This window comes from Halomonas sp. OfavH-34-E, assembly GCF_024124525.1.
Lineage (GTDB): Bacteria > Pseudomonadota > Gammaproteobacteria > Pseudomonadales > Halomonadaceae > Halomonas > Halomonas litopenaei.
Genome location: NZ_JAMXRY010000017.1, coordinates 41,120 through 54,688 on the forward strand (window position 1 = coordinate 41,120; position 13,569 = coordinate 54,688).

14 protein-coding genes are annotated in these 13,569 nt (G+C 63.1%); 2 read left to right on the plus strand and 12 right to left on the minus strand.

Annotated features, from left to right (window positions below):
• Window positions 1–14: 14 nt before the first annotated feature.
• Together NH448_RS09430 and purU are read right to left on the minus strand one after the other, a co-directional pair.
• Window positions 15–707 (minus strand): energy-coupling factor ABC transporter permease, encoded by a 693-nt coding sequence (locus NH448_RS09430; protein ID WP_045994194.1) that lies wholly within the window; start codon window positions 705–707, stop codon window positions 15–17.
• A gap of 173 nt (window positions 708–880) precedes the next feature.
• On the minus strand, window positions 881–1,735 hold the full coding sequence (gene purU, locus NH448_RS09435; RefSeq protein WP_045994195.1) for a formyltetrahydrofolate deformylase: 855 nt from the start codon (window positions 1,733–1,735) through the stop codon (window positions 881–883).
• 289 nt (window positions 1,736–2,024) lie between these two features.
• Between purU and NH448_RS09440 the strand changes: the two genes are divergently transcribed.
• Window positions 2,025–3,611, plus strand: coding sequence for a ribonuclease J (locus NH448_RS09440; RefSeq protein WP_253028698.1), 1,587 nt, complete (start codon window positions 2,025–2,027; stop codon window positions 3,609–3,611).
• 216 nt (window positions 3,612–3,827) lie between these two features.
• Here the strand turns inward: NH448_RS09440 and NH448_RS09445 are convergent, their stop codons facing one another.
• The 7 genes from NH448_RS09445 to mobA all read right to left on the minus strand — a co-directional run bounded on the left by NH448_RS09445 (window position 3,828) and on the right by mobA (window position 9,113).
• On the minus strand, window positions 3,828–4,112 hold the full coding sequence (locus NH448_RS09445; protein ID WP_045994196.1) for a hypothetical protein: 285 nt from the start codon (window positions 4,110–4,112) through the stop codon (window positions 3,828–3,830).
• Window positions 4,113–4,415: 303 nt separating this feature from the next.
• A complete protein-coding gene (gene moaA / locus NH448_RS09450) occupies window positions 4,416–5,408 on the minus strand; it encodes a GTP 3',8-cyclase MoaA (protein WP_253028693.1) in 993 nt (330 codons plus the stop codon).
• A complete protein-coding gene (moaE, locus tag NH448_RS09455; protein WP_045994198.1) occupies window positions 5,405–5,863 on the minus strand; it encodes a molybdopterin synthase catalytic subunit MoaE in 459 nt (152 codons plus the stop codon). The genes moaA and moaE overlap by 4 nt, the downstream gene beginning before the upstream one ends.
• A 3-nt stretch (window positions 5,864–5,866) precedes the next feature.
• Entirely contained in the window at window positions 5,867–6,679 is an 813-nt protein-coding gene (gene moaC, locus NH448_RS09460; RefSeq protein WP_045994199.1) for a cyclic pyranopterin monophosphate synthase MoaC, read from the minus strand.
• A 9-nt stretch (window positions 6,680–6,688) separates the two neighbouring features.
• A complete protein-coding gene (gene glp / locus NH448_RS09465; RefSeq protein WP_045994200.1) occupies window positions 6,689–7,939 on the minus strand; it encodes a gephyrin-like molybdotransferase Glp in 1,251 nt (416 codons plus the stop codon).
• A complete protein-coding gene (gene mobB / locus NH448_RS09470) occupies window positions 7,936–8,505 on the minus strand; it encodes a molybdopterin-guanine dinucleotide biosynthesis protein B (protein ID WP_045994201.1) in 570 nt (189 codons plus the stop codon). The genes glp and mobB overlap by 4 nt, the downstream gene beginning before the upstream one ends.
• A complete protein-coding gene (gene mobA / locus NH448_RS09475) occupies window positions 8,502–9,113 on the minus strand; it encodes a molybdenum cofactor guanylyltransferase MobA (RefSeq protein WP_045994202.1) in 612 nt (203 codons plus the stop codon). Before mobA ends, mobB begins: the two co-directional genes overlap by 4 nt.
• Before the next feature lie 175 nt (window positions 9,114–9,288).
• On the opposite strand from mobA, the gene NH448_RS09480 reads away from it, so the two are divergent.
• Complete coding sequence (locus tag NH448_RS09480; RefSeq protein WP_045994203.1) at window positions 9,289–9,870, plus strand: cupin domain-containing protein; 582 nt, start codon at window positions 9,289–9,291, stop codon at window positions 9,868–9,870.
• A 90-nt stretch (window positions 9,871–9,960) separates the two neighbouring features.
• Here NH448_RS09480 and NH448_RS09485 read toward each other — a convergent pair whose 3' ends face one another.
• From NH448_RS09485 to NH448_RS09495, 3 genes are all read right to left on the minus strand, one after another.
• A complete protein-coding gene (locus NH448_RS09485) occupies window positions 9,961–11,214 on the minus strand; it encodes a uracil-xanthine permease family protein (RefSeq protein ID WP_045994204.1) in 1,254 nt (417 codons plus the stop codon).
• 265 nt (window positions 11,215–11,479) lie between these two features.
• Entirely contained in the window at window positions 11,480–13,219 is a 1,740-nt protein-coding gene (locus tag NH448_RS09490) for an ABC transporter substrate-binding protein (protein WP_045994205.1), read from the minus strand.
• A gap of 66 nt (window positions 13,220–13,285) precedes the next feature.
• The gene (locus tag NH448_RS09495; protein ID WP_108133102.1) at window positions 13,286–13,558 is read right to left on the minus strand and encodes a DUF2160 domain-containing protein; all 273 of its coding nucleotides are present in this window, start codon (window positions 13,556–13,558) and stop codon (window positions 13,286–13,288) included.
• Between the last annotated feature and the right edge of the window lie 11 nt (window positions 13,559–13,569).

Sequence of the window (13,569 nt, forward strand, 5' to 3'; positions counted from 1 at the left end):
CGGCCCTGCTCAGCTCACGGGCCCCGGCCGCCGCGACCATCGTCGTCCAGGTAACGGCTGTCGTTGAAGGTGGCGACCCAGTGTGGGTGGTAGAACATCAGAATGCTCAGCAGCATGCCGCTGATAAAGGCCTCCGACGGCATCAGCAGCGGCAGGAAACGCGCGTACTCACTGGCCTGGAATAACGCTGACGGGTCACTGGCGCCGAGCCGCGTCAACCCCAGCACCGCGAGCCCCGAAGCCAGTGCCGACAACGCCGCGCACCAGAACCCGCCGATAAACAGGAAAACCATGGGATGAGATGGCAGCCGTCGATCGACCAGGCGCCAGATCAGCACCGTCACCAGCATCGGCACCAGGCCGGTGACCACCAGATTGACGCCCAGCAGTGGCCAGGCGACGCGCCCGGTCAGCACCAGTGACAGATTGACCAGCAGACAGCTCAAGAGCGCCAGGGGGCCTCGAAAGACCAGCGTCATCAGAGTGGTGAACAGCAGATGCAGACTGAGCCAATCGACCGCCTGGGCCCTTAGTTGCCACAGCATCGCCACCATCAGCGTTGCCGCCAGCCAGCGATGCTGCAGGCCAGTATCTTGAAAGAGGGCGCGCCAGGGACGCTGGAAAAGGGCAAGCACCAGGGCCGACAGCGCCACCCCCGCGCAAACCCAGATCAGCCAGGGGGCAAGGATCACCTGAGCAAAGGACATGACCCCTCCTCTTCCTGCTGCCTACCTGTACGGGCGATTCCGGCTCGGTTGGCATGCCTGGGTGAGTGACCGGACCAGGCTTTCGACACCCCCTCGATCACCCATTCCCGCGCTCACCCACTCCCGCCCAGGCGCCGGGCGTCGAAAGAACGGCCGGCGCCCTTGATGCCGACTCAGGCAAAGACGACGGTCTTGTTGTCGTGGATCAGCACCCGATCTTCGAGGTGCCAACGCAGCCCCCGTGCCAGCACGGTCTTTTCTACATCGCGCCCGAAACGCACCAGATCATCCGGCGTATGACAGTGACTGACCCTGTGAATATCCTGCTCGATGATCGGCCCGGCGTCGAGTTCCTCGGTGACGTAGTGGCAGGTCGCACCAATCAGCTTGACGCCGCGCTGGTAAGCCTGGTGATAAGGCTTGGCCCCGGCAAAGGATGGCAGGAAGCTATGGTGAATGTTGATGACTCGCCCACTGTAGCGCTCGCACAGATCAGGTGGAAGAATCTGCATATAGCGCGCCAGCACGATACTGTCGGCCTCGGACGCCTCGACCAGACGCTCGACCTCGGCGAAGGCGGCACTCTTGTCGTCTGCCGAAACCGGCACATGATGGTAGGGAATACCGTGCCACTCGACCATCTTGCGCATGTCGTCATGGTTCGAAATCACCGCCGCGATCTCGCAATCGAGCTCTCCAGCGGTCCATCGATACAACAGATCCACCAGGCAATGAGATTCCCTGGAAACCATCAGCACGACGCGCCGCTTCTGACGAGTGTCGCGCAGCGCCCAGTCCATCTCGAATTCACGCGCTACCGGCGCAAAGGCCTCGCACAGGGCTTCCTTCGACATGCCGATGGAGTCGGCCAGGATTTCGTAGCGCATGAAGAAGCGACCAGAGGCCAGGTCCGAGTGCTGATTGGCCTCGGTGATGGAACCACCGTGGCCAGCAATGAAGTTCGACACCCTGGCGACAATACCCAGTCGATCGGGACACGACACGACCAGACGATAGAAATGGGACATAACACCTGTATCCTTGGACCAACTCTCGGTGACCAACCTTGCACCACCATGGGGAGGGGCGATGAGCACGCCCATTCGGGGCATGCATTGTAGCGAAAAGTGAGATGGCGAACGACCGCTGCACGGGTCCTTTGACCTCTCGCGTTGAGTCGTGCGCGGTCGATCCCGTATAGTGAAATGAACACCGTCCACGATGCCGAGCATGATGCCGATTCCGCGAGCCCAGATTCGACCACGACGCCGCCCACCGGTGCATTTTCTGCCCCTGGGAGGCTGTGGCGAGATCGGCATGAATCTAAGCCTGTACGGCTATCAGGACGCCTGGATTGCCGTCGACTGTGGCATGCTTATTCGCCAGGACCTTCCAGGTGAGCCGCTCCAGGTGCCAGACACCTCGATACTGGATACCCGCGGCATCCGTCCGCAGGCGCTGCTCATTACCCATGGCCACGAAGATCATATCGGTGCCGCCGCCTGGCTATGGCCACGCTGGGCCTGCCCTATTCTGGCGACCCCTCTGGTCGCCGCCATGTTGCGCGTCAAGTTCGGCGAACGGGGACTTCCCACCGACGCGATAGACGTCATCGAACCCGGGGACGCCAGGGACATCGCAGGGTTTTCCCTTCGTTTCCTGCCGCTGACCCATTCCATCCCGGAAAGCTGCGCTCTGCTCATTCAGGCAGGCAACTCGCGCATCCTGCATACCGGCGACTGGAAACTGGACCCAGAGCCGCTGATCGGCCAACCGGTGAACGAAGATCTGTTTCGCGCCCTCGCGCCGGTCGATCTGGTGGTGGGTGATTCCACCAATGCCAACGTGGCCGGCCATTCACGCAGTGAAGGCGAGGTCGCAAGGGCCATGGTGTCTACCATCTCCCGCTGCCAGGGCCGCGTTGTCGTTTCCTGCTTCGCCAGCAATCTGGCACGGGTCCTGGCCATCGGCCGCGCCGCTGCTCGTTGCGGACGCCGGGTCAGCCTGCTCGGGCGCTCCATGGAGCGCATGGTGGGCCATGCCAGGCAACTGGGCTATCTCGACGACTTTCCTGCGCTGGTGCCCGTCAGCGACCTGGGCTATCTACCACCCGAGGAAGTGCTGGTCATTGCCACGGGGAGCCAGGGCGAACCCCGCGCCGCGCTGTCGCGCCTTGCCCAGGGAAGGCATCCTCACTTCGAGCTGACCACTGGCGACACCGTCATCTTCTCGGCCAAGGCCATTCCCGGCAACGAGCACCTTATCGAGCGGCTCAAGCGCGGCCTGGCGCGCTTTCAGGTCACCATCATCGATGATGCCAGCCACCCCGAACTGCATGCCTCCGGGCACCCCGCACAGCAGGAACTGGAACGCTTCTATCGCTGGCTCCAGCCGACCAGACTGCTGCCGGTCCATGGCGAGGAAAACCATCAGTCAGCTCATCAGGAACTGGCCTGTCGCCTGGGCATCGAGGCTCCGCTGGCACCTCGCAACGGCGATCTGATCCGGTTCGACCAGGGCGGCCTGACCCGCGAGGAAAGCTTCCCTCTGTCTCAGTGCATCATCGAACGCGGGGGCATCGACCGGCGTCAATCTCCGGCACATGCGCGCAATCGCCACGGCGTACTCTTCCTCGCCATCAGCCTGGTAGCGACCGACACCGGCTGGGCCAGAATTGGCCGGCTGATGATCGACTCAAGCCAGACCAGCCCCCTGGACGAGGACAATTTCATCGACTGGCTCGACGAACAACTCGACGACCTGGCCGTCGATTCCCTGTCGGCGCTCCGTCGTGGCCTCTACCCTCGTATTCAGGCCTGGCTGGGCGAACACTTACAGCGTCTGCCACAGGTCGAACTCCAGTTGATGGCGAGCGATATCGAAGGCATCGCCGGCGACGTCTGAGCCTCCCCCCTATAAACAAAACAACCGGCCCTGGACGTTTCCAGGGCCGGTCGCGGCTCGACGTTCGCCGTACTTGTGGCCGTGCCGTCACCATTCACGCGCTTTGCGTCATGCACGCGCCTTGGTGACACAGCGGCCAAGCTGCACTGGCGACGCGACACGTCCGTGCAAGGTCAGGTCAACCGAACTCGCGTGACCACACCTGCGCCAGCAGAATCACTTGGCGTTCTTGGGCGGACGTCCACGCTTGCGCTTGGGCTGCTCCGATACGAGATCATCCAGCGACAGGCCGGCTTCGGTGATCTGCTCACGGATCTCCGCCAGCTTCTGGGCCTTCTGCATCTCTTCTTCCTGGCGCTGGCGCTCCTCGTCGCGCTTCTGATCGATGACCTCCTCGACCACTTCCGCCAGTTTTTGCAGCTGTTCCATGCTCAGTTGACGAGCCGCTGCCCGTGCCACGTTCTTGTTTCTCGCAATACGTTCCAATGATTCGCTGGACATAGCTCACTCCATAGCTTTGACACCAAGCGGCGCACGCCGCAATTCACTTGAAGAAAAGTATATGCAACCGGCCACTCTTGGCAAGAAATGCTGGAGATTTTTCCTTGTCAATTACCGAAATATTGGCGGTCTTTATACGTCAACAGCGAGCTCATTGGACGAGCCCAGTCACCCCTTGACCGGTCAATATTGGTTGAAACGCTGACACCTCGAGGAAAAAAGACAGCGGCCAGGATACAAAGAGCGGGCGCCCAAGGCGCCCGCGCAGGTAAGGAGACAAGCGGTCACTTGGCGAAAGCGCTGTCAGCCACCGGTCATGTTCATGAAGCGAACCACCTGAACATCCCCATCGGTGGTGAAATGGTGCCGCTCAGGCTTTAGCGGCATCGCCTCCACGATGGCGGCCTTGAGCTTCTCCGTGTCACCGGGGTAGCGCCTCAATACCGCCCTGAGATCCACCGAATGCTCGTTGCCAAGGCACAGCAGCAGACGCCCTTCCACCGTGACCCGAACACGATTGCAGGAAGCACAGAAGTTATGGCTATGGGGCGAGATGAATCCGACCCGCGTCTCGCTATCCTCCATACGGTAGTAGCGAGAAGGCCCTGCGGTGGCTTCCGTCGTGGCCATCAGGGGGTAGCGCTGCTCGATCCTTTCGCGCACCTCGTCACTTGAACAATAGGTCTCGGCACGGGAATGGTCGGACACATCGCCCAGCGGCATCTCCTCGATAAAGCTGATATCCAGCCCCTCTGCCCTGGAGAACTCGACAAGATCCAGCACCTCGTCTTCGTTGCGCCCCTTGAGCACCACCGCATTGAGCTTGATGCGCTCAAAGCCGGCCTGCCGAGCGGCGCTGATGCCGTCCAGCACCTTGTCGAGGTCACCGGTACGTGTCAGCCGTCGAAAGCGCTCGGGATCCAGCGAATCCAGGCTGATGTTGAGACGCTTCATGCCGCCCTGGCACAGCGCCTCGGCATGCCGCCTCAGGCCCGCCCCGTTGGTGGTCATGGCAAAGTCCCGAAGCCCCGGCAAGGCCCCTATACTGGACACCAGTTGCTCGATATTGCGACGGACCAGCGGCTCCCCCCCGGTCAAACGAATCTTTTCCACGCCGAGCTCGGTGAAGGCTTGCGCCACCTGAGCGATTTCCTCCAGCGTCAGCACCTGGGCACGTGGCAGGAAGGTCATCTCCTCGCTCATGCAGTAGACGCAGCGAAAGTCGCAGCGGTCGGTGACAGACAATCGGACGTAGGTCACCCGGCGACCGAAACTATCGATCAACTGTTGTGTCATTGCGAAGCGACCTCCCAACGCTTGGCGTCATCATGATCCTGACGACGTTCAGATACCCAGTAATCGCCGCTTTCGGTGTGCTCCTTCTTCCAGAATGGCGCCCGGGTCTTCAGATGGTCCATCAAGAATTCGCAGGCTTCGAAGGCGGCACGCCGATGGGCGCTGGCCACCACCACCAGTACGATGGGATCACCGGGCTCCAGACGACCGATCCGGTGGATCAGGGTTACCTCATCGAGCGGCCAGCGCTGTCGCGCCTCAGCTTCGATCTCGGAAAGCGACGCTTCGGTCATGCCGGGATAATGCTCAAGCGTCAGCGCCGTGACGTCCGGGCGTTCATTGAAGTCCCTGACCAGTCCGGTGAAGCTGACCACCGCTCCGATGTCGGTGCGATGTTCGAGCATCCGGCGCTGTTCATGACCTGCATCGAAGGTCTCATGCTGCACGCGTATCATCGATCAGCCTCCTGTCACCGGCGGGAAGAAGGCCACCTCGTCCTCACAGGTCAGACGGGTACCGTCACTCGCCATCACCTGATTGACGGCGCACAGCACGCGCCCTTCATCCAGCCCCTTGAAGCGATCATCCAGGGTCTTCAGTGCCTGCTTGAGACCGGCAACATCGGCACTGGGCAACCTGTCCAGTGGCACCGATGCTTCACCGACGCCAAGCCTTTCGCGCAGTTCAGCCAGGCACTTCACCCTGACACACTGCTCCGCGGCGGACGCAAGCCCCAGGGTCAACGCCGGGCTGTTCTCGGGGCTGGTCACGATCGGCGTTGCCGTCGCAGCGGTCGCGCTCCGACGCAGATAGTCACCGGACTTGCCACCCTGTTTTGCATCCACGTGGATTTCGCCGATCTCCATCTCCTTGTCCACCGCCTTGCACATGTCGTAAAGGGTGAGACAGGCCACCGATACGGCCGTCAGGGCTTCCATCTCGACCCCGGTCCGTCCGGTCAGACGGCAGGTGGCGGACACCCTGACACAACTGGATTCGGCGTCGATCTCGAAGTCGACGCTGACCTTGGACAACGCCAGCTGGTGGCAAAGCGGGATCAGCTCGTGGGTGCGTTTCGCGGCCTGAATACCGGCAATCCTGGCGGTCGCCAGCACGTCGCCCTTGGGCAACTTGCCATCGCTCAACAGCGCCAGAGTCTCCGGCGCCATGGAGATGCTTCCGGTCGCCGTCGCCTCCCGTCGGGTCGCTGCCTTGTCGCCGACATCGACCATGTTGGCTTCGCCGCGTGCGTTGAGATGGGAAAGCGTCATGTTCAAGCCTCAGGAAAATCGAAAGAGAGGGAGTACCATCACGATATCATCGATGGACGCCGAGTCCGTATCCTCGGGAATCTCGACCAAGCAATTGGCCGAGACCATGGACGACAGAATACCGGAACCCTGATTGCCTGTATTGACCACCCGCAAGGTCCCGTCCGCATCACAGTGAAAGACACCGCGACTGTAGTCCGTACGTCCGACCCTGCTGCGAAAGGCGCTACCGGCCAAGGCCTTCCAGCGTGGCTGAGTGGGTGAGCGCCCTTCCAGAGCCGCCAGCATCGGCACCACAAACACCAGACAGGTCACCATGCAGGCCACCGGGTTACCCGGCAGTCCCAGCAAGGGTGTCTCGTCGGAGCCAATCACCCCACATGCCATGGGCCGGCCTGGCCGCATGGCGATCCGCCACAGGGTCAACCTGCCAAGACGCTCCACCGCTTCCCGGGTGTGGTCGGCCTGCCCCACCGACACTCCGCCACTGGAGACCACCAGATCCGCGGTCCGGGCGGCGTCAGCGAGCTGTTCGACCAGGGCGTCGGTGTCATCGGCGACGATGCCGAGATCAATTACCTCGGCGCCATGCTCCTGCAACAACCCCATCAGAGAATAGCGGTTGGCATCATAGATCGCCGCCTGGGCGCGTGCCTCACCGGGTGCCGTGACCTCATCGCCGGTGGAGAACACGGCTACCCGAGGGCGTCGCCGCACCCGGACCTCGGCCTGCCCGAGAGAAGCCAGCAGGCCAAGCGCGGCGGCTTCGAGGCGCCTGCCTGCTGCAATGGCCACCTGGCCGGCACGCAGATCCTCGCCCGCCTGGCGCACGTTCTGCCCCTGCTTGACGCGGTCGGCGCGTGTCACCCTCACACGATCGCCATCTCGCTCGAGCTGTTCGAGCATGACCACGGTGTCGGCCCCTGGCGGCAAGGGCGCCCCCGTGGTGATGGCAATACACTCACCTTCGCCCAGGCGACCCTGAAAAGGCTGCCCCGCCAGGGCTTCTCCCACCTGGAGAAAGACCTCGCCGGGGTCCTCGGTCGACCAGTTGAGGGCCACCCCATCCATCGCGGAGTTGGTATGCCCGGGCACATCGAAGGGCGCTTCTACCGCCTCGGCCAGCACTCGGCCGTGGGCCCTGGCCAGGGGCACCTTTTCCGCCGCCAGGCGACCAGCCACCAGCGTCAACAGGGCATCGCGCGCCTCCACGACGCCGAGCATGCGCTCACCAAGATCGAAACAGGAGAGCGTTGTCATGACGGTTCTCCTCCCTGGTGCGCGACAAGCCATTCGGGCCATCGCCTCACCCAGGCCTGGACCCAGGCGGCGATGGCGTCATGATCATTGAGATCGAGCGCATCGCCCCTGGTCGCCAGGGGGGCGTCACTGGCGACGGCCTGAATCCATGGATCGTCTTCCGCCATCAGCGGCTTTTCCAGCGCCGGCCGATGGAGCTCCAGCTTGGGTAAAGGCCAGTCCTTGAAGCCCTCGACCAGCACCAGTTGCGGTTCCAGCGGCGCGACCATGGCCAGCAGGGTTGCCAGATCGGCCTCTTCGCCCCCCGGCGTCTCCATCATCAATGCCAGCCGGGCGCGGGAGGCGATCAGGATAGGTTCGGCCCCCGCCATACGCAGGCGATGACTGTCCTTGCCAGGCTGGTCTACCTCGAAGCGGTGGTGGGCGTGCTTGATCACCGCCACCTTGAGCCCGGCGCCCTTCAACATCGGTACCAGACGTTCCAGCAGGGTGGTCTTGCCGGTCCCGCTCCAGGCGGCGATGCCCAACAGCGGCTGATCGGGGCGCAAGCTCAGCGCCTGCGTCATGAGTCACGCTCCTGGCGACACGCCTCCAGCCGTCGCCTCTCCTCTTCGGTGTTGAGATTGGCGAAGGCGGCAGCGCAGTCGCTGACGTCGACCCGATCCCAGCGGTGGCGATCGTACCAGCGGTCGATCTTGCGTTCGCCCTGCTCCAGTACCGCCGCCAGATCCTCATGCAGGTGACGGGACAGCAACGCCACCACGGGGTGCAGCCGCTCGCCGTCATGGGCGACGACAATATCCAGCCCATCGCGCCAGCCAGCCACCAGCCGGGGCACCAGATCGGCGGGCAGCGCCGGGCTGTCACAGGGCACCACCACCACCCAGGGCGTAGAGGACGCGACCAGACCACTGTAGATGCCCATCAAGGGTCCGTGGTAGCCCGCCTGGTGATCCTCGACCACTCGATCGGCGAGAGCCGCGTACTCGTCCAGATGGCGATTGGCATTGATCATCACGCTAGCCACATGGGGCTTCAGACAGGCAACGGCGTGCGCCGCCAGCGGCTTGCCGTCGAACGGCACCAGCCCCTTGTCGACTCCCCCCATGCGTCGCCCCTGGCCTCCCGCCAGAACCACGCCGCTTATCTCCTTCGCGTCCAGCCTCGCCACCATTGCACCTCTTTTATTGGTCGTCGACAGCATCCTCCATGATGCCTTAGCCACCCGCAGGCTGCCATGAGCGTATCGGGGTAGACAGTAGACGCCAGGGATGTCGGACAGCGACGTTAGCGGGTATCATGTGTCCATCATTATGCACAACATCGGCTTTGCCGAGACGGGAAACAGGATGGAAGACAGTTTCGACGTCGGCGCCAGATTGCGCCAACTACGACAGGAAAAGCAGCTTTCTCAACGCGAACTGGCGAAAAGAGCCGGTGTGACCAACAGCACCATTTCGCTGATTGAGCTTAACAATGTGAGCCCATCGGTCAGCTCGCTTAAGAAGATTCTTGACGCTTTGCCGGTATCGATCAGCGCCTTCTTCGCGGGTGACGAACCGAACCACCCCAGCCCCTTCTATCGCGCCGCGGAGCTCACCGAGATCGGTGATGGCCATCTGTCCTGGCGGCTTGTCGCGGCCAGACGCCCGGACCGACGCATGTCGGTGCTCCACGAGCGCTATCCGCCCGGAGCCGATACCGGCGAAGAGATGCTTGAACACGACGGCGAGGAAGGCGGCGTCATCATCGCCGGCGAGATCGAGATCACCGTCAACGGCGAGACAGGTCTGCTCGGCCCCGGCGACGCCTACTACTTCGACTCACGCCTGCCCCATCGGTTTCGCAACCTGGGGGATCAGGAATGCGTGATTGTCAGTGCGAACACTCCCCCCACCTTTTCCGATGGCGGAGAGCAGCTACATCATTGATCAAAGACGACGACAGGGCATGATCGTCAGTGCCCTGTCGCCAACAGCCGATGGCCCGGCTGTCACGCCGGGCCATGGTAATAGCAGGGTTCATTCGTCCTCGCTGGCCCGGGGCAACACCAGGTTGAGGGCGATGCCGATCAAGGCGGCGAGGCTGACCCCCTGCAGGGCGAACTGGCCATCGCCGAACTGCATACCACCGATGCCGAACACCAGGATCAGCGAGACCACCACCAGGTTACGCGGGGCGGTCAGGGGTTTGCCGGCGCGCACCAGGGTATTCATGCCGACCACCGCGATGGAGCCGAACAGCAGGGTCATGATCCCGCCCATCACCGGGGTAGGAATGGTCTGCAATACTGCCCCCAGCTTGGCGACGAAGGCCAGGGTGATGGCTACCAGTGCGGCGGACACCATGAACATCGGATTGAAGGCGCGGGTCAGGGTGACCGCCCCGGTGACCTCCGAGTAGGTGGTGTTGGGCGGCCCACCGAACAGCGCCGCCGAAATGGTCGCCAGGCCGTCGCCCAACAGGGTGCGATGAAGGCCTGGTTTCTCCAGGTAGTTGCGTCGGGTCACCGAGCCGATCGCCACCATGTCACCGATATGCTCCACCGCCGGCGCGATGGCGACAGGGATCATGAACAGGACCGCCGCCCAGTGAAAGCTCGGCGCGGTGAAGGATGGCAACGCCAGCCAGGCCGCCTCACGTACCGGGCTGAAGTCGACCACCCCCATCAGCAATGCCATCAGATAGCCGGTGACGATCCCCCCCATGATCGGCACCAGGCGCAACAGACCGCGCCCGAAGACCGCCAGGATCAGCGTCACCAGCAGGCTCGACATGGACAGCACCATGGCCTGGGTGTAACCAATGGTCTCGCTGTTCTCGCCGGTGGCCATGCTCACCGCGACCGGCGCCAGGGCAAGACCGATGACCATGATCACCGGTCCTACCACCACCGGCGGCAGCAGCCGATGCAGCCACCCCGTCCCCTTCAGCCGAACCGCCTGGGAGATCGCCACGTAGACGAAACCGGCAGCGATCAGCCCGCCCAGGGTGGCGGAGACACCAAAGTGGGCGATGGAGCCCTGAATAGGGGCAATAAAGGCAAAGGACGACGCCAGAAACACCGGAACCGTCAGACGCGTGGTCAGATGGAACACCAGGGTGCCGATACCGGCGGTGAACATGGCGACGTTGGGATCGAGGCCGGTCAGCAATGGCACCAGCACCAGGGCGCCGAACGCCACGAATAGCATCTGGGCACCGACCAGCGCCAGCCGAGGCAAGGAATCCGCCGATGGGGCGACGGGCGAGGAAGAGGACGAGGGGTCTGACATGGAGGGCTCCGCGGTGGACAAACGCCGGCTATGGTACCAACGCACGCGCAACGTTTCGGCAAAATTTTGCGCGTCTTTCGACGCCACCGCCAACGCTTGGCAGACGCTCCTCTCATTCAGCCTGTGCTATCCAGCCGGCGCCATGTATTGCCCACAAGGCACCGGGCCCCCGCTGTCTCCAGCGAGGGCCCGGCGTCCTGCACATCAGGGGCCATGCACGAAAGACGACCTGCGAAGCGCCGTCACCTGCGCACAGGTCCCCGTCTTACTCGCGGGTACCGGCCGACATCCATTCCTCCATCATCTGCTCGTAGGGCACCGTGGTGCCCTGGGGCATCTCGTTGTCCAGCTTGGCCTTGGGCGCGCCGGGCTGGCTCAACCATTCTTCGGGGTCCTTGGGTTCATTGAGCACCGGCGCGTAGGTGGCAAACACCTTGGCCCGCGCCAGACGCGCCATGATGTTGTCGAGGTCACCGGCCAGATTATCCAGCGCCTCCTGGGCGGAGATGTCGCCATTGACCGCGGGAGCCAGATTCTGCCACCACAGCGGCGCCATGCGCGGATAGTCAGGCACGTTGGTGCCGGTAGGCGTCCAGTTGGACTCGTTGGGACTGCGGTAGAATTCCACCAGACCACCCAGCTTCGGCGCCATCTCGGTCATCTGGTCGGAGAAGATGTCGGACCGGCGGATCGGCGTCAGCCCCGCCATCAGCTTCTCCAGCGAGACGGTCTTGGACACGGTGAACTGGGCAAACAGCCAGGCCGCGCTGCGCCGATCCTCCGGCGTCGAATCGAAGAATGTCCAGGCCCCCACGTCCTGATAGCCGACCTTCATCCCCTCTTCCCAGTACGGGCCGGTGGGAGACGGCGCCATGCGCCACTTGGGATTGCCCTCATCGTCGGTCACTGCCACATCGGGACTGACCATGTCGGCGGTAAAGGCGGTGTACCAGAACATCTGCTGGGCCACGTTGCCCTGGGCCGGCACCGGCCCGGCCTCGCCGAAGGTCATGCCCTGGGCTTCGGGCGGCGCATAGTCTCGAAGCCACTCCACCATCTTGGTGACGGCGAACACCGAGGCCGGTGAATTGGTGGCGCCGCCACGGCTGACGCTGGCCCCCACCGGGTGGCTCTCTTCATCGACCCGAATGCCCCAGTCGTCTACCGGATTGCCGAACGGCACCCCGGGACTGCCCATGCCGGCCATGGACAGCCAGGAGTCATGGAAACGCCACCCCAGCGACGGATCCCGACGGCCGTAGTCCATGTGGCCGTAGACCTTCTGGCCGTCGATCTCGCCGACGTGCTCGCTGAAGAACTCGGCGATGTCCTGATAGGCGGTCCAGTTGGTGGGCACACCCAGATCATAGCCGTAGATGTCCTTGAACTGTGCCTTCAGGTCATCGCGCTGGAACCAGTCATAGCGGAACCAGTAGAGGTTGGCGAACTGCTGATCGGGTAGCTGGTAGATGCTGCCGTCGGGCCCGGTGGTGTACTGAATGCCGATAAAGTCGTCCAGATCGAGGGTCGGCAGCGTCAGGTCCTTCCACTCGTTGGCCATGGCCTCGCTCAGGTTGATGGTCGAGCCGTAGCGAATGTGGGTACCGATGGCGTCCGAGTCGTTGACGTAGGCGTCATAGATATTGCGCCCCGACTGCATCTGGGTCTGCATGTTCTGCACCACATCACCTTCGCCGATGATGTTGTGGGTTACCTCGATACCGGTCAGTTCGGTAAATGCCGGAGCCAGCACGTCGCGCTCCCAGGTGTGGGTGGTCAGGCCCTCGGCGACGGTGTTGATCTCCATGCCTTCAAACGGCTCGGCAGCCTTGGCAAACCATTCCAGTTCAGCGATGCGTTCCTCGCGGCTCAGGGTCGAGTCCTTGAACACCTCGTCGGCCAGGCGCTCGATCACCGCCGTTCGATCGTCCTGGGCCAGGGCGCCGCCGCTGAGCAGCAATAGCCCCACAGCACCTAGTCTGGTCAGCTTGAGTCTAGCGTTCATGGTCACCTCTATTGTTGTCGTCGACCGTCAGGTCGATCGTTGTCGTCGAAGGGAGCCTGGCCCCCGCTAGCCCCATCGCAGCAGGACCAGCATCCACACCACCGATACGCCCAGCGCCAGCCACAGACTCAGGCTGGTGAAGCCCACGACCGCCAGATGGATGTAGGCCGCCGACAGCATGCCGATGAAGAAACGGTCCCCCCGGGTGGTGCTGATCGGCAGAAAACCGCGCCGTTCCCGCGTCGGCGATACCAGCTCCCAGGTCGTCATGACCACCAGCAACAGCGCAATGACACCAAAGAAGATCGCCGTGGGCAGGGTCCATACCATCCAGTCCATGTCGGTGCTCC